The 21,894-nt window shown below is 57.4% G+C and carries 21 protein-coding genes; 8 read left to right on the forward strand and 13 right to left on the reverse strand.

What is annotated here, in order from left to right; all coding sequences use genetic code 11:
• Positions 1 to 154: 154 nt before the first annotated feature.
• On the reverse strand, positions 155 to 1,702 hold the full coding sequence (locus MWU39_RS12700; protein WP_247160508.1) for a class I adenylate-forming enzyme family protein: 1,548 nt from the start codon (positions 1,700 to 1,702) through the stop codon (positions 155 to 157).
• Between the two features lie 151 nt (positions 1,703 to 1,853).
• Here MWU39_RS12700 and MWU39_RS12705 point away from each other — a divergent pair, with 151 nt between their 5' ends.
• The 4 genes from MWU39_RS12705 to MWU39_RS12720 all read left to right on the forward strand — a co-directional run bounded on the left by MWU39_RS12705 (position 1,854) and on the right by MWU39_RS12720 (position 7,427).
• Entirely contained in the window at positions 1,854 to 2,756 is a 903-nt protein-coding gene (locus tag MWU39_RS12705; RefSeq protein WP_247160509.1) for a PIG-L family deacetylase, read from the forward strand.
• Positions 2,757 to 2,851: 95 nt separating this feature from the next.
• Entirely contained in the window at positions 2,852 to 5,395 is a 2,544-nt protein-coding gene (gene gyrB, locus MWU39_RS12710) for a DNA topoisomerase (ATP-hydrolyzing) subunit B (protein ID WP_247160510.1), read from the forward strand.
• Between the two features lie 53 nt (positions 5,396 to 5,448).
• Positions 5,449 to 6,648 (forward strand): AI-2E family transporter, encoded by a 1,200-nt coding sequence (locus tag MWU39_RS12715; RefSeq protein ID WP_247160511.1) that lies wholly within the window; start codon positions 5,449 to 5,451, stop codon positions 6,646 to 6,648.
• A 5-nt stretch (positions 6,649 to 6,653) separates the two neighbouring features.
• Positions 6,654 to 7,427 (forward strand): M50 family metallopeptidase, encoded by a 774-nt coding sequence (locus MWU39_RS12720; RefSeq protein WP_247160512.1) that lies wholly within the window; start codon positions 6,654 to 6,656, stop codon positions 7,425 to 7,427.
• Here MWU39_RS12720 and MWU39_RS12725 read toward each other — a convergent pair whose 3' ends face one another.
• From MWU39_RS12725 to MWU39_RS14575, 9 genes are all read right to left on the reverse strand, one after another.
• Complete coding sequence (locus MWU39_RS12725; protein WP_247160513.1) at positions 7,428 to 8,066, reverse strand: hypothetical protein; 639 nt, start codon at positions 8,064 to 8,066, stop codon at positions 7,428 to 7,430. It abuts the gene before it with no gap.
• 99 nt (positions 8,067 to 8,165) lie between these two features.
• Positions 8,166 to 8,795 carry a lysophospholipid acyltransferase family protein gene (locus tag MWU39_RS12730; protein WP_247160514.1) on the reverse strand — a complete coding sequence of 210 codons (630 nt, stop codon included), beginning with the start codon at positions 8,793 to 8,795 and terminating at the stop codon, positions 8,166 to 8,168.
• A 71-nt stretch (positions 8,796 to 8,866) separates the two neighbouring features.
• Positions 8,867 to 9,157, reverse strand: coding sequence for a hypothetical protein (locus MWU39_RS12735; protein WP_247160515.1), 291 nt, complete (start codon positions 9,155 to 9,157; stop codon positions 8,867 to 8,869).
• A 15-nt stretch (positions 9,158 to 9,172) separates the two neighbouring features.
• A complete protein-coding gene (locus MWU39_RS12740) occupies positions 9,173 to 10,780 on the reverse strand; it encodes a carboxyl transferase domain-containing protein (protein WP_247160516.1) in 1,608 nt (535 codons plus the stop codon).
• Positions 10,777 to 11,097 carry a hypothetical protein gene (locus tag MWU39_RS12745; RefSeq protein WP_247160517.1) on the reverse strand — a complete coding sequence of 107 codons (321 nt, stop codon included), beginning with the start codon at positions 11,095 to 11,097 and terminating at the stop codon, positions 10,777 to 10,779. Before MWU39_RS12745 ends, MWU39_RS12740 begins: the two co-directional genes overlap by 4 nt.
• A 38-nt stretch (positions 11,098 to 11,135) precedes the next feature.
• Positions 11,136 to 11,435 carry a DUF1330 domain-containing protein gene (locus MWU39_RS12750; protein ID WP_281501231.1) on the reverse strand — a complete coding sequence of 100 codons (300 nt, stop codon included), beginning with the start codon at positions 11,433 to 11,435 and terminating at the stop codon, positions 11,136 to 11,138.
• Positions 11,436 to 11,448: 13 nt separating this feature from the next.
• A complete protein-coding gene (locus MWU39_RS12755; protein WP_247160519.1) occupies positions 11,449 to 11,634 on the reverse strand; it encodes a hypothetical protein in 186 nt (61 codons plus the stop codon).
• A gap of 62 nt (positions 11,635 to 11,696) precedes the next feature.
• Positions 11,697 to 12,866 carry an acyl-CoA dehydrogenase family protein gene (locus MWU39_RS12760; RefSeq protein ID WP_247160520.1) on the reverse strand — a complete coding sequence of 390 codons (1,170 nt, stop codon included), beginning with the start codon at positions 12,864 to 12,866 and terminating at the stop codon, positions 11,697 to 11,699.
• Positions 12,867 to 13,073: 207 nt separating this feature from the next.
• On the reverse strand, positions 13,074 to 13,220 hold the full coding sequence (locus MWU39_RS14575; RefSeq protein ID WP_281501232.1) for a hypothetical protein: 147 nt from the start codon (positions 13,218 to 13,220) through the stop codon (positions 13,074 to 13,076).
• Here MWU39_RS14575 and MWU39_RS12765 point away from each other — a divergent pair, their 5' ends adjacent.
• Genes MWU39_RS12765 through MWU39_RS12775 form a run of 3 tightly spaced genes read left to right on the forward strand, consistent with a single transcriptional unit; the run spans position 13,221 to position 16,975 of the window.
• Positions 13,221 to 14,576 carry a PAS domain-containing protein gene (locus MWU39_RS12765; protein WP_281501233.1) on the forward strand — a complete coding sequence of 452 codons (1,356 nt, stop codon included), beginning with the start codon at positions 13,221 to 13,223 and terminating at the stop codon, positions 14,574 to 14,576. It abuts the gene before it with no gap.
• A gap of 28 nt (positions 14,577 to 14,604) precedes the next feature.
• Positions 14,605 to 15,396: an ATP-binding cassette domain-containing protein gene (locus MWU39_RS12770; RefSeq protein WP_247160521.1), complete on the forward strand. Its 792-nt coding sequence runs from the start codon at positions 14,605 to 14,607 to the stop codon at positions 15,394 to 15,396.
• A gap of 13 nt (positions 15,397 to 15,409) precedes the next feature.
• A complete protein-coding gene (locus tag MWU39_RS12775) occupies positions 15,410 to 16,975 on the forward strand; it encodes an ABC transporter permease/substrate-binding protein (RefSeq protein ID WP_247160522.1) in 1,566 nt (521 codons plus the stop codon).
• Position 16,976: 1 nt separating this feature from the next.
• On the opposite strand, the gene MWU39_RS12780 is transcribed toward MWU39_RS12775, so the two are convergent.
• From MWU39_RS12780 to lgt, 3 genes are all read right to left on the reverse strand, one after another.
• Complete coding sequence (locus tag MWU39_RS12780; RefSeq protein WP_247160523.1) at positions 16,977 to 17,408, reverse strand: DUF2147 domain-containing protein; 432 nt, start codon at positions 17,406 to 17,408, stop codon at positions 16,977 to 16,979.
• 61 nt (positions 17,409 to 17,469) lie between these two features.
• Positions 17,470 to 19,179 carry an SAM-dependent methyltransferase gene (locus tag MWU39_RS14615; protein WP_348646397.1) on the reverse strand — a complete coding sequence of 570 codons (1,710 nt, stop codon included), beginning with the start codon at positions 19,177 to 19,179 and terminating at the stop codon, positions 17,470 to 17,472.
• The gene (gene lgt, locus MWU39_RS12790; RefSeq protein WP_247160524.1) at positions 19,080 to 19,973 is read right to left on the reverse strand and encodes a prolipoprotein diacylglyceryl transferase; all 894 of its coding nucleotides are present in this window, start codon (positions 19,971 to 19,973) and stop codon (positions 19,080 to 19,082) included. Before lgt ends, MWU39_RS14615 begins: the two co-directional genes overlap by 100 nt.
• A gap of 200 nt (positions 19,974 to 20,173) precedes the next feature.
• Between lgt and MWU39_RS12795 the strand changes: the two genes are divergently transcribed.
• Positions 20,174 to 21,892: a class I adenylate-forming enzyme family protein gene (locus MWU39_RS12795; protein ID WP_247160525.1), complete on the forward strand. Its 1,719-nt coding sequence runs from the start codon at positions 20,174 to 20,176 to the stop codon at positions 21,890 to 21,892.
• The last annotated feature ends 2 nt before the right edge of the window (positions 21,893 to 21,894 follow it).

Consider the following 21,894-nt stretch of genomic DNA (forward strand, 5'->3'; position numbering starts at 1 on the left):
CAGGAGTACGGGCTATGAACGCTCTCGCCGAAAAGATGGTCGCAATTGTCATTGCAATCGGCCTCAGCACGGTTTCGCTCAACACGCTTATCGTGTGATCGAGCCGACAATTTGGAGCGGCACCCGGTTTGATCCGGATGCCGCTCCAGTTGTTTTATCTGTCCAGTTTCTCGGCCAGATCGCGCAGATCGGTCTTCAACAATTTGCCGATATGGCTGCGCGGCATTTCATCGATCGGATGCAATACCGATAGCCGCTGAGTCTTACCCAGCCGTGCGTTCACTTCACCGCAAATCTCATCGCAGCTGCGCCCGCCTTCCTTGACAACAACAAAGCCGACAGGCGTTTCGCCCCATTGCCGTGACGCAATGCCGACGACAGCAGCCTCAATGACGTCACCTTCTTGTTCGAGTTCGGCTTCCAAATCACTCGGGTAGATGTTGAACCCGCCTGAGATGATCATGTCTTTCGCGCGCCCCACCAGCTCAACAAAGCCTTGGTCATCGACGCGGCCAATATCGCCCATGCGCATCCAAACCTCGCCTGTCTCCGGATCGGTCCATTGCGCCTCTGCGGTTTTATCCGGGCGATTTTTGTAACCGCTCATCATCGTCAAGGACCGCCCGATCAGATTGCCGGGCGTGCCCGCGGGCACCGGATTGTCATCATCATCAAGCACTTTAAGCTCGCTACCCGGAGCTGGCCTGCCGACGGTGTGCAGTTTATCCGGAAATTCATGACACGCGAGCAGGCAAACGACACCGCCTTCGGTCATCGAATAAATCTCGATCAACCCGCCCGGCATTCGGCGCAGCACCTCTGCTTTCAGCTCGGCAGAAAACGGCGCCGATGTGCAATATTTGAGCGCCATCGAAGACAGATCAAAATCATCGAATGCCGGAAAATCCATCAGCCGCTGATATTGCACCGGGACAAGCATCGTGACGGTGGCCTTGTCCGATTGCGCGTGAGCAAGCCATTTGGGAGCGTCGAACTTGCCCATAATGCGAACCGACCCGCCTGCCAGCAGCGGGGGCAAGAATGCGACCATAGTGGTGTTGGAATAGAGTGGCGTCGAGGCGAGCGAGCGCACCGGCAGGCCTGCCTCCAGATATGACAGGGCCGTTGAGCCGAATTGCCGCCAACGCATCTGGTGCGAATGCACAATGCCCTTCGGAATGCCGGTGGTACCGCTAGAATAGATAATGTTGAAAGGATCACCCGGCTCGGGATCAAAATCTGGCGCAGTTGTTCCCGCTGGAGCCATCCACCCGTTGATCTCTTCCAGAGGCACACGGATCAGATCGGCCATAAAGTCAGGGCCAAGCTCGTCCGCTTTTGCTTCATCGATAAACAAATGCCGGGCGCCAGAATCCTTGGCCATGCCTTCAAGCTGGTCTGGAGACGCCGAAGTCGTCAGCGGCGCGGCAACTCCGCCTGCGCGTACGGCCGCAAGAAAGACGAGTGCATAATTGACGCTTGAATAGCCGAGGATTGCGACTGACTGCCCGCGCTTCAATCCGGTTTCGATCAGACGCGCGGCAAGGCGCTCAATCTCACAAATAAGTTCAGCCCAAGCGCACTCGCGGGCTTCATCAACGAGAGCGATCCTATCCGGGTTCGCTACAGCCCAGTCACGCAAAATTTCATGGAATGAACCAAAGGGCTCGGTGAGTTTACCGGACATGTTGTGGTCAATCATGCGCGAAGGTGTAGACAAGGTGGCACGTGACGCAAAAGGAATTTCGTTAAGGTATGGCTGTCATCGTTGTTGTGTAGCGCCGTGATGAAGTGGGCGCGGGGAGAATCAAGAAATGCTGGCGATCAAAGGATTATCTTGGGCAGTGATAGCCATGCTCCCTTTAAGTTCATTGGCGGCGCAAGATTTAAAGGATGACCCCGCTTACAAGGAAATGCTTCGAAAGGGGCCGCCAGCACCTCCGGTCCACACCAATGTCGAGCCGGAGCGCCCGAAAGCAGAAAGCGCGCCCGCACCGCAACCTCCGCCGCAAACAGAACCAGACGCTTCTGAAAAGCCATTCGTTGAAATCCCTTCGGTTCTCGCTGTTTTCGCGCATCCCGACGATGAGATTATGTTCGCGCCAGTGCTTTCCCGCATCGCAAGGGAAGGCGGCGAAGTCACAGTGGTCTACGCCACCAGCGGAGACGCCGGGCCCGGAGTCAGCGGAATGGAGCCGGGCAATGCTCTGGCCGAGCTGCGCGAAAGCGAGGCGCAATGCGCGGCTGATGCGCTTAAGCTGGACAGTCCAATCTTCTGGAAGCTTGGCGATGGCAAACTGTCAGATTTCGCCAGAGGTGATCAGACCCTTGGCCCTTCACTAGCCCGCATGGTGGGTGAAGTCATCGCAGAGACAAGCCCGCAGGTCATTATGACGTGGGGGCCAGACGGCGGGTACGGCCACGCCGATCACCGGATGATCAGCGCCGCTGTCACGCAAGTGGTTCAGACACTGGGTGATGCCCGCCCCGAATTGCTGTATTCCGCCATACCCGATGGCAGTCGCCCACAGATTGCGGCATTTGACAGCTGGGCCACGGTCCACCCCGCCCTGGTGACAGATAGGATACGCTACATGCCGCTCGATCTGTACAATGCGCGCGATGCGATGGATTGCCACAAGAGCCAGTTTAGCGAGGAAGCGCGCAAAGGATTGACCAATCTTCTGCACGATAGTGTGTGGCGCGGAACGGTCTATTTCAGGCTCGCTTTCCCTGAGCCTGTCGAGCCGGGATAGAGCCATCTAACCACGAAGCACTCAAGCGGTGGAAAAGCACGCCGAATTGCGCGTGTTAGCTTGGGATTCGCTCTGCCAGCGCCTATATCTTTGGGATGGAAGAAAACACTCCCGAAACGGAAAACACGGCGCCCAAGCAAGAGAAAATGCAGGGCGAATATGGTGCGGATTCAATCAAGGTTCTCAAAGGCCTAGATGCAGTTCGCAAGCGGCCCGGCATGTATATCGGCGATACCGATGATGGCAGCGGCCTTCACCACATGGTGTTCGAGGTTTCCGATAACGCGATTGACGAGGCGCTAGCCGGTCATTGCGACCTGGTTTTAATCGAACTTAATCCCGATGGCAGCGTCTCCGTCGAAGACAATGGCCGCGGCATTCCCGTGGGCATGCATAAGGAAGAGGGTGTTTCCGCTGCCGAGGTAATCATGACCCAGCTGCACGCGGGCGGTAAGTTCGAAAACACCTCTGACGACAACGCCTACAAAGTCTCCGGCGGCCTGCACGGTGTCGGCGTTTCGGTTGTGAACGCGCTCTCCGAATGGCTGGAACTGAAAGTTTGGCGTGACGGCAAAGAGCACTGGATGCGTTTCGAGCACGGCGATGCTGTCAAAAGCCTCGAAATCACTGGTGACGCACCGAAAGTGGATCAAAATCCCGATGATAACGGGTTCAAAAAAGGCACTCGCGTCACGTTCCATCATTCGAACGATACGTTCAAGAACGTCACAGAATACGACTTTGACAAACTAGAGCATCGCTATCGCGAGCTTGCATTCCTGAACTCGGGCGTGCGCATCCTGCTGCGCGACAAGCGCCATGAAGAGCCAGTCGAGCATGACCTCTATTACGAGGGCGGCATCGCAGCGTTTGTGAAATATCTTGATCGCAACAAGCAGCCTCTGGTCGAAGAGCCGATCGCGGTCTCGGCGAACAAGGATGGCATCGGGATCGACGTCTCGCTGCAATGGAACGACAGCTATTATGAAAATGTCCTGTGTTTCACCAACAACATTCCCCAGCGCGATGGCGGCACGCACCTTGCGGCCTTCCGTGCCGCGCTGACGCGGACGCTGAACGGCTATGCCGACCGCGAAGGCTTGCTCAAGAAAGAGAAGGTCAGCCTGACGGGCGAGGACATGCGCGAAGGGCTTTCCGCGATTGTCAGCGTCAAACTGCCTGATCCCAAATTCTCCTCACAGACCAAAGACAAACTGGTTTCTTCCGAAGTCCGCTCGCCGCTTGAAAGCCTGATGGGCGAGAAGATGACCGAGTGGCTGGAAGAAAACCCGGCGGACGCGAAGTCGATCGTTCAGAAAATCATCGACGCTGCGGCAGCCCGCGAAGCCGCCAAGCGCGCCCGCGAAATGAGCCGCAAAGGCGCGATGAGTGTTGCCTCGTTGCCCGGAAAGCTCGCCGATTGTCAGGAACGCGACGCGACCAAAGCCGAACTGTTCCTAGTGGAGGGCGATTCCGCTGGCGGATCGGCCAAGCAGGGCCGCGACCGCAAGACGCAGGCGATCCTGCCGCTAAAAGGTAAAATCCTGAACGTCGAGCGCGCCCGGTTTGACCGGATTATCTCTTCCAAAGAAGTCGGCACCCTCATCCAAGCGATGGGCACGGGCATCCGCGATGAGTTCAACCTCGACAAGCTGCGCTATCACAAGATTGTGATCATGACCGACGCCGATGTCGACGGAGCGCATATCCGTACTCTGCTGCTCACATTCTTCCATCGCCAGATGCCGGAGATCGTAAAAGCGGGCCATTTGTTTATCGCGCAACCGCCGCTATTCAAAGTCGGCAAGGGCCGCAGTGAAGTGTATCTGAAAGACCAGCCTGCGCTGGATCGTTATCTGGTGGATGCTGGCCTGAATAATCGCGTGCTTGAAACGGCGGGCGGCGCGCGTTCAGGCGAAGATTTGCGCGATCTGATTGAACAGGCGCTGCGCCTGCGCAACCTGCTCGCTTTTATTCCGCGCAAATATGAAACCGGCCTGGTTGAACAAATGGCGCTGTCCGGCGCGCTCGATCCGGCACTATCGAATGATCAGCGCGCGAAAGCGCTCGATCAAACAGCCAAGCGTCTTCAGCTTGGCGATGGCGACGCAACATGGACCGCAACGATCCGTGACGATGGCTCTGTCATGTTCGCCCGCGTATGGCGCGGCGTCACCGACGCGCATGAAATCGACGCACGGTTCCTCACCAGCAGCGAAGCGCAGAAACTGCACAGCCTCGCCGAAGGTCAGGCCGAGGCATATGTCTCGCCTGTCCGTCTGGTGCGCAGCACTGCAGCCGACGAAGAGGAAGTGCCAAGCACGGACACCGAAGCCGACGATACTCCAGCGATCTCAGGCGACGATGCGATCAGCAGCCCGACCCAATTGCTTGACGCGGTGTTTGCAGCCGGGCGCAAGGGTCTGTCGGTCCAACGCTATAAGGGGCTGGGCGAAATGAACGCGGAACAGCTGTGGGAGACCACCCTTGATCCGGAAAACCGCGCGCTGCTTCAGGTGAAAGTCGAAGACGCCGACGTTACCGACGAAATCTTCACCCGCCTGATGGGTGACGTGGTCGAACCGCGCCGCGAATTCATTCAAGACAACGCACTAAACGTCGCGAATCTCGACGTTTAATTGAGTTGTTCAGGAACCCGATTGAGTTGACGATGTAATTGAAGGTGTAATGATTGGCCGATAACGAACTGGACAAGATGACGGGTGAGCAGCACCATACGACCGAAATCCAGCAGGTCAGCTTCCTCGCTGTGGTTGGTGCTGTCACCTTTTTGCTTATCTGGATCGCATGGCCATTTGCGACCCCGCTGCTTTGGTCCGCGCTGGCAGCAATCATGTTCCAGCCCCTTTATAAATGGGTTTTGATCAAAGTTCGCGGGCGCCGAAATCCCGCAGCGATCATCACATTGTCGGTTATCTTTCTGGCCGTGGTTCTACCGGCATTGTGGATCGGCACGATGGTTGTCGGCCAAGCACTGTCGGCGATCGCATCTTTTCAGAATGACCCCATCGATCTCGCTGCGTGGGCCAATCATCTATACAGCACGCTACCGATCCCAGTGCAGGATATGATCGATGAGAGCGGCTGGAACGATATGTCTGAGGCGCAGCGCCGGCTTCAGGATCTGCTTGGCGAAAGCTCGGGAATGCTGGCCAGCTCAGCCGTTTCCATAGGTAGCGGCGCGCTCAGCTTTTTCCTCAGCTTTGGCCTTGGGCTTTATGTCACCTACTTCCTGCTGCGCGATGGATCACGGATCGGCGAGACGATCCTCCATTCCGCCCCGGTCGAGCGCGAGATCGCTGACCGATTGGCTGAACGCTTCCTCGGCATTGTCCGCGCTACTATCAAGGGATCGGGTGTTGTGGGCTTGGTTCAGGGCACATTGGGCGGCATCACTATGGCGATTGCCGGTGTGCCATCCGCACTGCTGCTGGCCGTAATGATGGCCATTCTCGCACTGATCCCGGCTGTTGGAACGGCGCTCGTCTGGGCACCGGTCGGAATATGGCTGCTTGTCACAGGGTCTGTGTGGCAGGGCGTGTTTGTTCTGGCATCCGGCTTCATCATCATCAGCTCCGCAGACAATGTCCTGCGCCCGATACTGGTGGGCCGCGACACCGGCATTCCTGATTGGATCATTTTGGTGACGACGCTTGGCGGCCTCTCGATCGCAGGTTTCTCCGGCATCGTTCTTGGTCCACTTGTCGCTGGCCTGTTCCTCGCTAGCTGGTCAATCCTGCAGGAACAACGGGCCGAGGATGAAGAGGCAGCGGCCAAATACCGCACGCGTGTGGGTATCGACGGCAAGGCGAGAGATGATTTGGTCGCCCCCGTGCTTGCAGTAAACGTCAAGCGCGCCGAGGAAGACTGAACCCCATGCAATCAATGGTCGCCCCCGGAAGCCAGGCCGAACAGGTCGGGCGGCTTTTGCTCGCCGGGATAATCGTCGTTACTCTGCCAGCCCTGCCATTTGGCAACTACCTACTCTATCCCTTCGTGATCCTGACGACGTGGTTTCACGAAATGGGGCATGGGCTAACCGCGCTGCTTATGGGCCAGCATTTTGAGCAATTGATGATCTATTCAAGCGGATCTGGTGTCGCCGAAAGCGCGGTCGATCCCGATGCTTCGGTGTTTGTGCTCGCGGCGATTTCAGCTGGCGGGCCGCTTGCGCCAAGCATCGCGGGTGCCGGGCTCATCATGGCGAGCGCTCATCAAAAGCTGTGGCGCCCGACCCTTTGGGCAGTTGCGGGCGCTATTCTAGCCTCGGTGATTATCTATGTCCGTTCGCCTGTAGGGTATGCGGTGCTCCCGCTGGTCGGGGCAACGCTTGCGGTGATTGCGTGGAAGGCTTCGCCGGGCATCACCCGTTTTACGCTGCAATTCCTCGGCGTAATTGCTGCGATGAGCATGATCGCGGATTTTGATTATCTGTTCACAGAAGTGGCGGTGATTGGCGGACAACCCATTCTGTCTGATACCGGACAGATCGAAGCGGCATTGCTGTTGCCCCATTGGGTCTGGGCCACACTGTTACTCGCGGTTTCTGCCGTGATGATCGGCGCGAGCCTGAAATACGCTCTGAACGAAGACCGCCTGCGTCAACGGCCCAAACCGCCGAAAAATGTGCTACAATTCAAACGGGATTGATCACGTTGCGATGCGCAGGGAATTGACCCCTGCCGCTTCATTTCCCGCTTCACCTGACAGGCCGATAAAGATCGTATCGACAATCCGGGCGAGTTTTTGCTCGGTGAGTTTGTCACCCAGATAGATCAGCGCATCTGGCAAGGTGTAATTCGATACCATCTGGTTGATCAGCGACAGTGCTTCATCAATCTCCAGACCCGCCAGATACCCTTCTGCTTGGGCCTGAACGATCACTTCACACTGATAATGATCGGCGAGGTCGACATAGGATCGCACGCGTTCGAAATTGGCAGCGCCCATTTCGCACAGGATGGTGAAATATTCCGGATCTTCGCGAAACCGCTCGCGAGAGATCACAAAACGGCGGCGGAAAAATTCGTACATCTTGCGCTGCGGCGGCAAATCGGCAGCCAAGGCCTCTTCCATCGCCACCATATGCGGTTTCAGCCAAAGCTGGGCGATGGCATCAAACATATCGTCATAGTCATCGAATAGCTGATCAAACCGCGCACGCGAAAGACCGCTTTCGGTGATCGCCAGCTGATACGGAATTTCCGCGCCGCGCTCCTTCACCAGATCCAGCACCATCTGCGCGATGCGATCACGTTCGTTACTTCGGACTTCTGGCGATAGAGCCATGAGCGGGGGCCTCCTGAACTCTGGCTACATAGGAGCAGGAAGAGGCCTCTTAAAGACGCAAGTTTGAATTATTGGTTGCGTGGCATGCAACGAAGGGTTTCAGAACTCGTTTTTGCCTGAGATAATATCGCGCGCCTGCTGCTCCAGCACCTTGTACCGCTCCAGATCGGGGATCTTGGAACGGAACCATTCGGCGATTTTGAGCAGGTCCTCGCCGTAATTGCCGCTCGGCATCATAGGGGGGCTGAACCCGATGGTGCGCTTTTCATTGTCGGCATAGGCTAGGACGAAGGGCACACCTGCCGCCTTTGCGATGTTGTAAAAACCCGATTTCCATTTGCCATCGGATTTGCGGGTGCCTTCGCACGCCATCACCAAATTGAGCTCGTCACGCTGTTCATATTCACGCTTGAGCTGATCGATGGTGCCGCCCTTTTGCGAACGATCCACGGCAATGCCGCCCATATCGAGCATGAAATTGCGCATCATCCCTTCAAACAAAGTGTGCTTCCCCATGAAGTTGGGCTGCACTTTTTCTTCGTGCGTAGCGCCGGCAAAGAACACAAAGTCCCAATTCGACGTGTGCGGCGCGCCCGCGATAACACACTTTTTCACATCGCTTGGAAAGCGTTCGACGATCCGCCATCCCTTCCATTTGTAGAGGAACAGGATGATCCGGTTCACGATTCGCGACAAAGCGCTGACGCTGCGAGTTTCGTTGTGTTTCAAAGTGGTTTCTCTCCCCTAGCTGCCTGTGTGCCCTTAATCGGGTGAGTTACGCAAGAGGAGAGCTTTGGGTTTCAGGATTGCGCTTTCAGAATCTCTTTTGCCAGACTCTCAGCGGCCTTTCTGACCTGTTGCTCTGATGATGCAATCATCGCGTCGATCTCATCAGTTTCACATCCAAGGGACGCCAGTTCCCTCTGCGTCATGTCCAATGACATCTTCATTCGCAACAAGGCATTCATGTGGTCACGCGCGACGTCGATTCGAGACTGTGTTTCTGAATGCTGTCGCAGTGTCGCAACAGTGTCCTTATCGACAATCGTGCCGAGCACCAGAGAAGGATCATACGGAATAGAACTGGGCATAGGTCGGGGTCTCTCTTACATCCGGAACACACCAAATGCTGGTCGCTCGGCAATCGGAGCCTCCAGCGTTGCCGCAAAGGCCAGCCCCAGCACGTCGCGGGTTTGCGACGGATCGATCACACCGTCATCCCATAGGCGCGCGGTGGCGTAGTATGGGTTGCCTTCATCCTCGTATTTCTGGCGGATCGGAGCTTTGAAAGCCTCGGCCTCTTCCTCGCTCCATTTATCCGCGTCACGGTGAACGGTGGCGAGTACGGATGCGGCCTGCTCGCCGCCCATCACGCTGATGCGCGCATTGGGCCATGTGAACAGAAAGCGCGGGGAATAGGCCCGGCCCGCCATGCCATAATTGCCCGCGCCAAAGCTGCCGCCGATCACTACGGTGATCTTGGGAACAGTGGCTGTGGCAACCGCTGTCACAAGCTTCGCGCCGTGTTTGGCGATGCCCTCCGCCTCGTATTTCCCGCCGACCATAAAGCCGCTGATATTCTGCAGAAACAGCAGCGGGACGCGCCGCTGGCAGGCGAGCTCGATAAAGTGTGCGCCCTTTTGCGCGCTCTCGCTGAATAGCACGCCGTTATTCGCAAGGATCGCGACCGGCATGCCCCAGATATGGGCAAAGCCGCACACCAGAGTGCTGCCGTAATGCGCTTTGAACTCATGAAACTCGCTGCCATCGACCAGCCGCGCGATCACTTCTTTCACATCATAAGGCGCGCGCACATCGTCAGGGATGATCGAGTAAAGATCATCCGCGTCGAACTTGGGCGGGCGCGGATCTTTCAGGCTGATATCTTTGGCGGCTGCCATGTTCGCGCCAAGCTGGCTGACAATATCGCGCACAATCGTCAGCGCGTGCTCGTCATTCTCGGCAAGGTGATCGACCACGCCCGACTTCTTGGCATGGAGGTCGCCTCCACCGAGGTCTTCGGCGGTGATTTCCTCGCCCGTCGCGGCCTTCACCAGCGGGGGTCCGGCGAGGAAGATCGTGCCTTGATTGCGCACGATCACGGTCTCGTCCGACATGGCTGGCACATAAGCACCGCCGGCCGTGCAGCTGCCCATGACGCAGGCGATCTGCGGAATGCCGAGCGCGGACATATTCGCCTGATTAAAGAAGATCCGGCCAAAGTGGTCGCGGTCGGGGAAGACCTCGGCCTGATGCGGCAGGTTCGCCCCGCCGCTATCGACCAGATAGATGCATGGCAGGCGGTTTTCCTGCGCGATCTCCTGAGCGCGGAGATGCTTCTTCACCGTCATCGGATAATAGGTGCCGCCTTTGACCGTGGCATCGTTGCACACGATCATCACTTGGCGACCCGACACGCGCCCGATCCCGCAGATCAGCGACGCGCCATTGATATCGCCTTCATACATATCGTTGGCGGCCAGCTGACCGACTTCGAGAAACGGCGATCCGGGATCAAGCAGTCGCTCAACACGCTCACGCGGGAGGAGCTTACCGCGCGACACGTGACGTTCGCGGCTGCGCTCTGGTCCGCCCAGAGCGGCTTCGGCAACAGTCGCGCGCAGATCAGCGGCGAGCGCTTTGTTGTGCGCAGAGCGGATCTTCGCTTCAGGCGCCTCACTGTCGAGCTTGGTTGTAAGAACAGGTGCGGTCATCGATAGGCCCCAATGATTGCGAGCACACCGGCAATTCCCATGGGAATCCAGCCGGGATGTGCGAATTTTGAAGTGATAATGTCAGCTACGCCAAGGCCGATCCAGAAGACACCGATTGCCAGTATCAGCATGCGCGGCGTCTCTGGCCAGACGACCACAGCCGCGCTTAGGATCATGAACGCTGACAGTGAATGCCACAGATAGGTCAAAAGGGTCGGGGCAATTTCCATATCGGGATGCGGGTTGCCGCCTGCCAGGATCGGACCAAGCACCGAATTTGCGCCGCCGGTCGAATGCAAAATGGCTGTGATGACCATTGTTCCCGCAGACAGCAAAAGCCAGATCGACGCGCCGATCAAACCTCGTCCTCCAAGCCTTTCACAATGATCGCTTCCGCCGTGCTGCCAGCATCGCGGAATTTGCCGATTTCCTGATATTCGGGCGAGGTCAGCCATGCGAAGAGCTTGGGCTTGTCCGGAAATTCGATCAGGACGGATCGCGTGGCGTTCCATTTGCCAGAAAGGTCTTGTGGCTCTTCATCGACGCTCAGCATTTTGCCTTCGAACTTCTCGAAAATGTCCATGAAGCGCTCTTCGTATTTGTCATACTGCGCGCGGTCATGGATTGTCATGCGGGAGATCATGTAGACGGGCATTGGGTTTGGCTCTCTATGGCGAATAGCTGCGAGGACGCTTGAGAAACAAGGTGATTGCTCCATCGTCAGGAAACCGCCTTTCCATTGCTGTAGAGACCAACTCCCAGCCATTCTCACCTGCTGCGACCAATGATTGTTCCATCTCTCGATTTTGATTTACGTCCTTATAGAGGATCGCGTAATCCCACTTCTGGGTCATCCTAATTCCTTCCATTTCAATAATTTGCTTGGCCCAGCTACGGCTTAAAGCTCAAATGCAACTCAACCCGCCGCCCCAATCAGTTCGCGACCGATCAGCATGCGCCTGATCTCGTTCGTGCCCGCGCCAATATCCAGCAGCTTGGCGTCGCGCATATAACGCTCCACTGGCCAGTCGAGCGTGTAGCCCGCGCCGCCCAGAGCCTGCACGCTTTCGGCGGCCACGCGGAAGGCGTTTTCGCTGGAGAGCAGGATAACACCCGCCGCATCAAAGCGGGTTGTGTTGCCCGCATCGCAGGCTTTCGCCACCGCATAGGTGTAAGCGCGTGCCGATTGCAGCGCGACATACATGTCGGCAACCTTAGCCTGCATCAGTTGGAACGAACCAATCGGTTTGCCGAACTGTTTGCGCTCGCGCAGATAGGGAATGACCGTGTCGAGGCACGCCTGCATAATGCCTAGCTGCAATCCGGCGAGCACAACGCGCTCGTAATCCAGCCCGCTCATCAACACGCCAACGCCGCCATTGACCGGCCCCATCACGCGGTCCTCGGGAATGTGGCAATCGTCAAACACCAGCTCCGCCGTAGGCGAGCCGCGCATGCCGACTTTCTCGATTTTCTGGCCGATGGAGAAGCCTTCATCGCCTTTCTCGATCAGGAATGCGGTGATGCCGCGCGAACCAGCATGGCCATCGGTCTTCGCATAGACGACCAGCGTATCCGCTTCGGTCGCGTTGGTGATCCAGAATTTGGTGCCGTTGAGCACATATCCGCCCTGAGCGGCCTCGGCCTTGAGCTTCATTGAAACAACATCCGATCCGGCAGACACTTCGGACATGGCAAGCGAGCCGACATGCTCGCCGCTGATCAGTCCTGGCAGATATTTCGCTTTCTGTTCGTCATTGCCCCAGCGACGGATTTGATTGAGGCACAGGTTTGAATGGGCACCATATGACAGGCCCAGCGATGCACTGGCGCGGCTGACTTCCTCGACCGCGATCACATGTTCGAGGTAGCCGAGACCCAATCCGCCATCGGCTTCTTCAACGGTGATACCGTGCAGGCCCAACTCGCCCATTTGCGCCCAAAGCTCGGCGCGGGGAAAATAGTCTTCGCGGTCGATCTTATCCGCGATTGGCATGATCCGCTCATCGGCAAACCGGCCAACGCTGTCGCGGATCATTTCCGCGCTTTCGCCCAGCTGAAAATCGAAATCGGGGGTGGCTCGCATATCAGGTCTATCCGTTGTCTTGTCAGCCCGCGCCGACGCAAAGCTGGGCGCGCTATTGTTTGTTATGATCGCGCCTTAGCAACGCCTCTGCCAAAGGCCAATAATAGCGAACGACAGGAGATGCGGGCCGTTTACGAAATTTGACCGAGAACAATAAGGCTGTATGCCAAATTTCCGTTCGTCAGGCAGGACAAAACACTGAACTATTCAGAACTTACCCTTTGGCCCCAAGGCACTAAGCCCGCGTCCGAGTTCCAAAGCGAGGGCGATCGGCTGGCTGTTCTCGCGAGCTTTGATCCAGACGCACTTCAGGGTGACGAGGAACTGGCGCGCATCGCTCGGTTTGCGGCGCATTTGTGCGGCGCACCGAGCGCGTCTGTCAGCCTGGTTGAAGCCGAACGGCAGCGTTTTCTCACCTCCGAAGGTCTTGATGTGACGGAGACGCCGCGCTCCACCAGCTTCTGCGCCACCACAATGTTGGGCGCGGATATTTTTGAAGTCCTCGATGCAAGCACAGATGAGCGGTTTCGTGACTATGCTCTGGTCTCGGGCACAAGCCATCTGAGATATTATGTGGGCGCGCCGCTTATCTCCCGCGAAGGAGCCTCGCTGGGCGCTTTGTGTGTGATCGACACGAATACGCATCCTGAGCCTTTGAGCGAGATGCAACGCGAGGGATTGCGCGTGCTTGCCGAAGCGGTGATGCGCCGGATCGAAGCCCACCGCGAGGCTAACCGTACGCTGGCTGAAATTCAGCTAAGCGCAGCGCGGGTGCAATTTGTGCTCGACAGCGTACCCGATATCGCATGGTCGGCCGCGCCGGGAGTGACTTTTGATTACTTCAATGCGCGTTGGGAAAAGACCACAGGATTGCCGCGGCCAAAGAGTGTCGAAGAGTGGCGCAGCGTTATCCATCCCGAAGATTACGAGGCAACGCGCGAGAAGTTTACCGCCGCAGTCAGCAAAGCGGAGCCATTCGAAGACGAATGGCGGATGAAGCAGGCCGATGGCAGCTATCGCTATGTGCTTTCACGGGCCGTTCCTTCGACCCATGACCCCGCCACAGCGCGTTGGTATGGCACGCTGACCGATATCGATGACGCATATCGCATATCGCAAGAACGCGAATTGCTCGCTGGAGAGCTGGCGCACCGGATCAAGAATATTTTCTCGGTAATCATCGGGCTGATATCCATACATTCCCACAGCGACGCCGCGCACAAAGCGTTTGGCGATATGCTTGCCGACAATGTTCGTGCGCTTTCCCGGGCGCAGGAATTCGCGCTGCGGATCGGCAATCATTCCGAAGAGAACCTGCAGGATCTCCTCGGCGTGCTGATGGCGCCATACGGTTTGCCCGGAAGCAATAGCGTGAATATCACAGGTGAGAATGTGCCCGCCGGAAGGCGTGCGACCACGCCGCTTGCCCTGACCTTTCATGAACTTGCCACCAACTCGGCAAAGTATGGCGCACTCAGCGTGGCTGGCGGCACCCTTTCCATCGCGGTCGAGCGCGTCGATGAAAGTGTGAAAATCATCTGGACAGAGAACGGCGGCCCTCAAACCAAGGCGCCAGACAATGCTGGTTTTGGATCGCGTCTGATCCAGATGTCGATCCGCAATCAACTGGGCGGGCAGATCGAGCAAGATTGGCGCGGCGAAGGTTTGCACGCAGAAATCACCATTCCGCTCGCTCGGCTGGCTCAATAAGGTTTGCACCGCTATCCCCGATCCCGACATGCCACCCGCTGAAATATCTCCCGATGCCGTGACCTTCGACGCGGTTGAGCGGCGTTATGGAGAGCACGGCGAAGTTGTCGCAGTGGGCGGCGTCGATTGCCGGATCGCGAAAGGAAGCTTTGTCGCGCTCGTCGGGGCATCGGGATCAGGCAAGTCGACCCTGCTCAAAATGGTCAACACACTTGTCGCGCCCAGCGGCGGCCGTGTCTTATTCTCTGGCGAGGATGTTACCTCGCTCAACCAATCTCAGCTGCGCCGCCGCGTCGGATATGTGTTTCAGGGCATCGGCCTGTTCCCGCATTTCAGCGTCGGAGAGAACATTGCAATCGGGCCGCGTCTTGCGGGCGAGACCTTACCGGACGAGCGCATTGCGGAGCTGTTAACGCTCGTAGAACTCGATTCGGAAATGGCAGGCCGAATGCCGGATGAACTCTCCGGCGGTCAGCGTCAGAGGGTGGGCGTCGCGCGCGCATTGGCCGGTGATCCCGAACTGCTATTGATGGACGAACCGTTTGGCGCGCTTGACCCGATCACCCGCGATGCTCTGGGCGAGAAAGTCCGGGAGCTGCACGAAAGGCTGGGCCTGACCACCATTATGGTGACGCATGATATGGCCGAAGCACTGCTGTTGGCTGACCGTGTGCTGGTGATGGACGCTGGGGAGATACAGGCGGATTGTGCGCCGCATGCGCTGCTGAAAGGCGAAGGCGGCGACATTGCGCAAGGGCTCGTTTCCGTGCCCCGGCAGCAGGCTGAAAGGCTCGCTGCGATGGAAGGGCGGCTGAAATGATGGTCGCGGCGTAATGGAAAACTTCGCAGAAATCCTGTTCGGCCTTGGCGATAAGCTAACCGCGCATATCGTGCTGTCGGCGAGCGCGATCGGGCTGGGCATTGCTGTGGCTCTGCCACTGGCAGTCTGGGCAAGCCGCTCACAGACGGTAAGCCGCGTTGCACTTGGCTTTGCGAGCCTTGTTCAGACCATCCCGGCGCTTGCCCTGCTCGCGCTGTTTTTCCCGATCCTGTTGTCGCTGCGCAGCGTGTTTGGCGAGGGGTTGCCGACGCTGGGCTTCCTCCCTGCTTTGCTTGCGCTTGCGCTTTATGCGCTGCTCCCAATCCTGCGCAACGCCGTTACCGCTCAGGCCAATCTCGATCCCGGCGTGCTCGAAGCCGCTGACGGTGTTGGCATGACAAGCTGGCAAAAACTGCGCCTTGTCGAAGCTCCGCTCTCCGCGCCGTTCGTGATGGCGGGCATCCGCACCGCGAGCGTTTGGACCATCGGCGCGGCAACACTTGCGACAACAATAGGCCAGCCCAGCCTTGGCGATCCCATCTTTGCGGGCCTTCAGACTCAGAACTGGGCGCTGGTTCTGGCGGGCTGTTTCGCCAGTGCTGCATTGGCGTTGATTGTCGATCTGCTGCTCGGCCTGATCGAACGTGGCCTCGCGGCGCGAAATGTGCGGCAATGGGGCGGCGGTATGCTGGCCGTGGCCCTTGGCATTCTGGCAGCACTTGCATTCCAGTTCGGTGACGACTGGTTTGGCGAAGAGCGCGAGGATGGCGACCTCGGCCCAATCATCATCGCATCCAAGCAGTTCTCCGAGCAATATATCCTCGCCCAACTGATCGGCGCGCAGCTTGAGAAAGCCGGATACGAAGTCGAATATCGTGACGGGCTGGGCTCGGCGGTGGTGCACAGCGCCGTCGCCTCTTCCAATATCGACGTCTCTGTCGACTACACTGGCACAATCTGGACTAACAATCTGAAGCGCACCGACAATCCGGGTCGCGAAGAGATGTATCAAACGATCCGGGCATGGGAGGCCGAAGAAAACGGCGTTCGCGTGCTCGGGCGGCTCGGTTTTGAAAACGCCTATGCGTTTGCAATGCGAGGCGATCGCGCTGCAGAACTGGGCGTATCTTCGCTGGGCGACCTCGTCCCTATCGCACGCAATCTGACGGTCGGCGGTGATCCGGAATTTTTCGAACGGCCAGAATGGATTGCGGTTCGTGATGCCTATGGGTTGGAGTTCGCCGCAAATCGCAATTTCTCGCCCACATTTATGTACAATGCCCTGCGCTCTGGCGAAGCTGACGTGATCAGCGCCTATACTTCTGACGGAAGGATTGCGGCAGACAAACTCGTGGTGCTCGAAGACCCTCAAGAGGCACTGCCCAGCTATGATGCGATGGTGATGCTTTCGCCGCGTGTCTCACAAGAAGAGGGCATCGCCGAAGCGCTGCAGCCGCTGATCGGGGCGATCAATGTCGAAGCCATGCGCGAGGCGAACTTCGCTGTCGACCGTGAAGGTGATGGCAAGCTTAGCCCCAAAGACGCAGCGGCGCAGCTTGCAGAAAAAATTGGTCTCTAATCTACTTCGCGCGTTTCCAGATCTGGGTTTGGCAGAACGGGCCGATGCAGCCTTTCACCTCTAGCGTGTTCGCATCCTTGCGCCGAAGGATCGAACGATAGCTCTTGCCGGTTTTCGGATCGTAAATCCGTCCACGCCATTGGCTTTTGTCAGCTTTGAATTGGGTCAGCACAGGCAAGCCAAGCAGCTTGCGCTTCTTCTTAACGGGATCGGGATTGTAGATATCGCGCTGTCCGGGGCCATCCGGTGGAGAAACAAGAAAACGCGAAATCGTGCCGCAGGTCGCATTGCCACATGATTGGATTGTTACAATCGCGTCCTTGTCTTCCGTTATCCAGCGGCCATTCACGGGGCCTGCCGCAAGGGCGGGCGCCATGCCCAGCGTGAAAGCCGCCAGAGCAGTCATAACGGCAAGAAAGGCGCGCGCGATCATCTCGAATCTCCCGAAAGTTCTGTCCGGTATACGGATGGAACGGCTGTCGGGTTACAGCGCTTTAGTCGAAACCCTCACCAAACGGCCAACGGCGACCACACAGGCCCAGCACTTTAAACAGCACGCCCATTTGATCGTCTTCGACCAGACGGTCACGCTGGCGTTGCAGTTGATCCGCCTTTTGCGGCGTCTGCCGCTTCAATGCCTCCAGCCGGGTGTCGATGTGAAGCTGGCGCAGCCATTCGCCTTGCTGCTGTAGTCCCATGACCTCGGCACCGTTCTTCACCGCGACGTCTTGAAGCATTTCAAAATCGACATGCGTTGTCAGATCGGCTTCCCCGGGATGCTCAAGCGGGTCGACCTTTTTATGGTCCTTCAGCGCCTGCAAAGTTGAACCTTCGCGCAGCTCTGGCGGTCCATAATCCGCGATCAGCGCAGCCCCGCCTTGATTGGTCAGCCGCTGGGCAATCTCTGCCATCACCGTCGAGGCCGCAGGACTGGTTTCGATAAGCGCGCCCTGCGATGCGCTTTTCCAGCTTTTCGGGACGATCGAATCCATCGGTTTGTCGCCCGCGACAAAGACAAATTTGTCGCCTTCCAAGCCAACCATCCGCTCTCGCCAACCATCAGCCGAGCGGACCAGTTGATGCACCGGCAACGCATCGAAGAACTCGTTAGCTACGATCAAAAGCGGACGATCATCTGGAAGCGTCGAAAGGTCGTTGTGAAACCGCACGGTCGGGACAGCCTGACGCTGTATTTTGCGCAGTTCCAGCGAGCCTTCGACAAAATGGATTTGCGGGTCGAAACCGTATTTTCCAGCGGTCTTCAGAACATCCTTGGCCAGTGTGCCGCGACCAGGGCCCAATTCAACGTAATGGATGTTTTTCGACGCGCCCATTTTGACCCAAAGGTCCGCAATCCAAAGACCAACGAGTTCGCCGAACATTTGGCTGATTTCAGGCGCAGTTATGAAGTCGCCTTCATCGCCCAGTGGATCGCGGCTGGCATAATAGCGCGCGTTGCTATCACCCATATATTGCGCGAGGCTAATCGGACCGTTCTCGCGGATCAGACGGCGGAATGACTGACCGAGATCGAGCGATGCAAGCTCTTTGGCGCGCGCCTCTTCCTCGGCCTGCTGCCGTGCAGCCTCTTCTTCGCGAGCCTTCTGGACTGCCTCGGCTTTGGCTTTCTCTTCGGCCTCCTTACGAGCGCGTTCGTCGGCCTCTTTCTTTGCTTTGTCTGCAGCGGCCTTTTTGGCCTTTTCTTCAGCCTCGGCTTTCGCCTCAGCCTCTTTGCGAGCAGCCTCTTCGCGTGCTGCTTTTTCGGCTTCTTCTTTTGCTTTGGCTTCGGCCTTGGCTTTCTTTGCCGCCTCTGCCTCCGCCAATTCAGCGGCCGCACGCTTCGCTTCGGCTTCGGCTTCTTCTTTGGCCTTGCGCGCTGCTTCTGCTTGCGCCTTTTGCTGGGCTTCTCGCTCTGCTTTGGCTTGTTCCTCAGCCAGCCTTTGCGCTTCCAAAGCGGCTGCTTCCTCAGCGGCAGCTTTCGCCTTTAGTTCCGCCTCGCGCGCTGCTTTTTCGGCCGCGTCGGCCTCTGCTTTGGCGCGCGCATCTTCATCGGATTCAGGATCAATCAGTGCAAGGGCGCGCGGGCGCCAGGCGCCGTCATCGTTTACGCTGTCGCGCTCACGCTCCCGGTTCCCACCGGTTTGCGCTTCACGGCGTAAAGCGTGACAATCAATCCAATCAAGATCAGCGGTATTGTTAGCCATTGCCCCATCGAAAGCCCGGTTCGAACTGCGAACTCCGCCAGTTGTGAATCAGGTTCACGGAAGAATTCGTTAACGAAGCGGGCAATTCCCATCATTATTGTGAATGTTCCGACCAGCAGGCCCGGGCGATACCGCGCATTCGTCTTCCAGAAAAGCAGCATCAGCACAATGAAAGGAAGCAAGCCTTCCAATCCAGCCTGATACAGCTGACTCGGATGGCGGGCGATTTCTGTTGTGGCGCACCTTACTCCCTCACGTGGAATTCCATCGCAAAAGACCATCGCCCAAGGCACATCGCTGGCCCGGCCCCAAAGCTCTCCATTGTTAAAATTGGCAAGCCGGCCGAGGAAATGTCCCAAAGGATACGTTATCGCGATGTAATCGCATACGCGCAGAAATGAGAGTTTGCCGCTGCGCGAAACCCAAGCGATTGCAAGCAACACACCGATCAATCCGCCGTGGAAGCTCATCCCGCCTTCCCAAAGCTTCAAAACATCGAGGGGATTCGCCCAGATTTCGGGATTATAGAAAATCGCATAGCCAAGCCGTCCGCCCAGAATGACCCCAAGCGTGCAATAAAAGAACAAATCATCAGCATGACGTTGCGCCATCGGCGCCCCTGGCTGCTTGAGTGATTTAGACAAATGCCAATAGGCGAAAAGGACACCGATAAGGTAGGCAAGCGAATAGAACCGTAGCGTAAAAAAGCCCAAATCAAAGCCAGGGAATAGCCCCAAATCGGACCAGTAAAGTGGCTCAGCAGCAGCGCCGCTTGCGGCAAGTAGTGACAGCACCTGTTGAACCTCTTAATAACCTCGCAAAAGCCGCGATTACGACTTCGTTTGAGCGGCTTGTGGCACAGCCGGACGCTCGGGGAAAGAGCCTGATGGGAAGGGTTCTTTGGACAGCTCGGCTTTGGCCACTGCAGATTGGTTAGTCGCCGCAGAGCGTCAGCCTAGTAAGTTGAAGAGAGACCTTAAGGAGAGATATCCGCATGCCCACCCAGCTGGACACTGCGCTTGAAGCGATCATCGGCGAACTGACCAAAGACGGCCAGCCGTTCGCTACGGTTCCATTCGAACGTGATGGTGTTGAAATGCCGGCTTTCGCCGCAGCTCCCCCCACCATGGCGCACTATTTCGCGCACTTCTGTAACCAGCACAAAGACGTGCCGTTTCTGGTCGATGGCGACCTTCGGATGACCTTTGGCGAGACTTACGGCGCAGCGGTTTGCGTTGCCGAAGGTCTGGTCAAACATCACGGCGTTGAAAAGGGCGACCGGATCGGCATCGCGGCGCGCAATTCAGCCAACTGGATGATCGCTTATATGGGCATCATCATGGCTGGCGGCTGCGCGACATTGCTTAACGGGTTCTGGGCAGGCGAAGAGCTGGCTTACGGTGTGCGGCTTGCGGAATGCAAATTGGTGCTGGCGGATAGCGGCCGTGCCCAACGGCTCGAAGGTACAGACCACTCGGCCAAAGTTGTGCTGATGGATCACGGCGTTCCTGCTGAAGGATTGTCGAGCGTGTGGGCAGCACCTGTCGACCTGCCATCTTCAACCGCAATGCAAATGCTGGGTCAGCTTGGTCCGGATGACATTGCCACCATTCTTTACACATCGGGATCGACCGGCAATTCCAAGGGCGCGTGGTCTGATCACCGGGGCGTTGTGCACGGTGTGATGAACTATGTCGGCCAATCGGCCATGGCGAAAATCCTGCTCGAAAGTCAGGGCAAGGATGTCAGTGCACAACCATGTGCGCTTATCGCAGTGCCGCTGTTCCACGTAACCGGCGAAGTTCCTTTGTTCCTGCAAAGCTATGCCATCGCGCGCAAACTGGTGGTGATGCCCAAATGGGACGGCGAAGAAGCGCTACGGCTTATGGACGCGGAAAAAGTGACGTATTTCGTCGGCGTTCCGCTGATGAGCTACGAGATCGCTACCCACCCGAACCGCGACAAATACGATCTTACAGCGTGTAAGAGCTTTGCTGCTGGCGGTGCGCCACGCCCGCTGGAGCATGTAACCAAGATCAAAGACGCCTTTCCCGAAGGCTTCCCGCTGCTTGGATACGGCCTGACAGAGACCAACGCTGTCGGCTGCGGCAACTTCAACGAAAACTACATGGCAAAGCCTGGCTCGACGGGCCGCGCTTCCCCGCCGATGGTCGATCTGGCAATCTTGGATGACGATGGCAACAAACTGCCGCAAGGAAGCGTTGGCGAAGTGTGCATCCGCTCGGTCGCGAACTTCCGGGGATACTGGAACAACGAAGAGGCGACCAAAGACGCCTTCACCGACGATCAGTATTTCCGTACCGGAGACCTCGGCTATCTCGACGAGGACGAATATCTCTTTATCGTTGATCGCAAGAAAGACATCATCATCCGAGGCGGCGAGAACATCTCCTGCATCGAGGTCGAGGATGCAATCTATGCGCATGACGACATCGCAGAATGTTCAGTCTTCGGTTTGCCGGATGATCGCATGGGTGAGGTGCCCGCAGCCGTGATCCGCGTCAAAGATGGCCGCGACGCCATGAGCGGCGCGCAGATGCGCGAATTTCTGCTGTCGAACACGGCACCTTTCAAGGTTCCGCTGGAAGAGCACATCTATCCTGTGACTGAAGTGCTTCCGCGTCTCGGCACGCAGAAAATCGACAAGAAGTCGCTCCGCGCAGAATATACAGCACGACTCGCTTCGGCGTAATC

Origin of the sequence: Erythrobacter sp. F6033, from assembly GCF_023016005.1 — a bacterium.
Classification (GTDB): domain Bacteria; phylum Pseudomonadota; class Alphaproteobacteria; order Sphingomonadales; family Sphingomonadaceae; genus Erythrobacter.

Excerpts from the sequence above, each read along its gene's own strand:
- MWU39_RS12700 (WP_247160508.1), bottom strand. The coding sequence starts at position 1,702 with ATGATTGACCACAACATGTCCGGTAAACTCACCGAGCCCTTTGGTTCA.
- MWU39_RS12705 (WP_247160509.1), top strand. The coding sequence starts at position 1,854 with ATGCTCCCTTTAAGTTCATTGGCGGCGCAAGATTTAAAGGATGACCCC.
- gyrB (WP_247160510.1), top strand. The coding sequence starts at position 2,852 with ATGGAAGAAAACACTCCCGAAACGGAAAACACGGCGCCCAAGCAAGAG.
- MWU39_RS12720 (WP_247160512.1), top strand. The coding sequence starts at position 6,654 with ATGCAATCAATGGTCGCCCCCGGAAGCCAGGCCGAACAGGTCGGGCGG.
- MWU39_RS12725 (WP_247160513.1), bottom strand. The coding sequence starts at position 8,066 with ATGGCTCTATCGCCAGAAGTCCGAAGTAACGAACGTGATCGCATCGCG.
- MWU39_RS12735 (WP_247160515.1), bottom strand. The coding sequence starts at position 9,157 with ATGCCCAGTTCTATTCCGTATGATCCTTCTCTGGTGCTCGGCACGATT.
- MWU39_RS12740 (WP_247160516.1), bottom strand. The coding sequence starts at position 10,780 with ATGACCGCACCTGTTCTTACAACCAAGCTCGACAGTGAGGCGCCTGAA.
- MWU39_RS12745 (WP_247160517.1), bottom strand. The coding sequence starts at position 11,097 with ATGGTCATCACAGCCATTTTGCATTCGACCGGCGGCGCAAATTCGGTG.
- MWU39_RS12750 (WP_281501231.1), bottom strand. The coding sequence starts at position 11,435 with ATGCCCGTCTACATGATCTCCCGCATGACAATCCATGACCGCGCGCAG.
- MWU39_RS12755 (WP_247160519.1), bottom strand. The coding sequence starts at position 11,634 with ATGACCCAGAAGTGGGATTACGCGATCCTCTATAAGGACGTAAATCAA.
- MWU39_RS12760 (WP_247160520.1), bottom strand. The coding sequence starts at position 12,866 with ATGCGAGCCACCCCCGATTTCGATTTTCAGCTGGGCGAAAGCGCGGAA.
- MWU39_RS14575 (WP_281501232.1), bottom strand. The coding sequence starts at position 13,220 with ATGCGCCGCAAACCGAGCGATGCGCGCCAGTTCCTCGTCACCCTGAAG.
- MWU39_RS12770 (WP_247160521.1), top strand. The coding sequence starts at position 14,605 with ATGCCACCCGCTGAAATATCTCCCGATGCCGTGACCTTCGACGCGGTT.
- MWU39_RS12775 (WP_247160522.1), top strand. The coding sequence starts at position 15,410 with ATGGAAAACTTCGCAGAAATCCTGTTCGGCCTTGGCGATAAGCTAACC.
- MWU39_RS12780 (WP_247160523.1), bottom strand. The coding sequence starts at position 17,408 with ATGATCGCGCGCGCCTTTCTTGCCGTTATGACTGCTCTGGCGGCTTTC.
- MWU39_RS14615 (WP_348646397.1), bottom strand. The coding sequence starts at position 19,179 with ATGGCTAACAATACCGCTGATCTTGATTGGATTGATTGTCACGCTTTA.
- MWU39_RS12795 (WP_247160525.1), top strand. The coding sequence starts at position 20,174 with ATGCCCACCCAGCTGGACACTGCGCTTGAAGCGATCATCGGCGAACTG.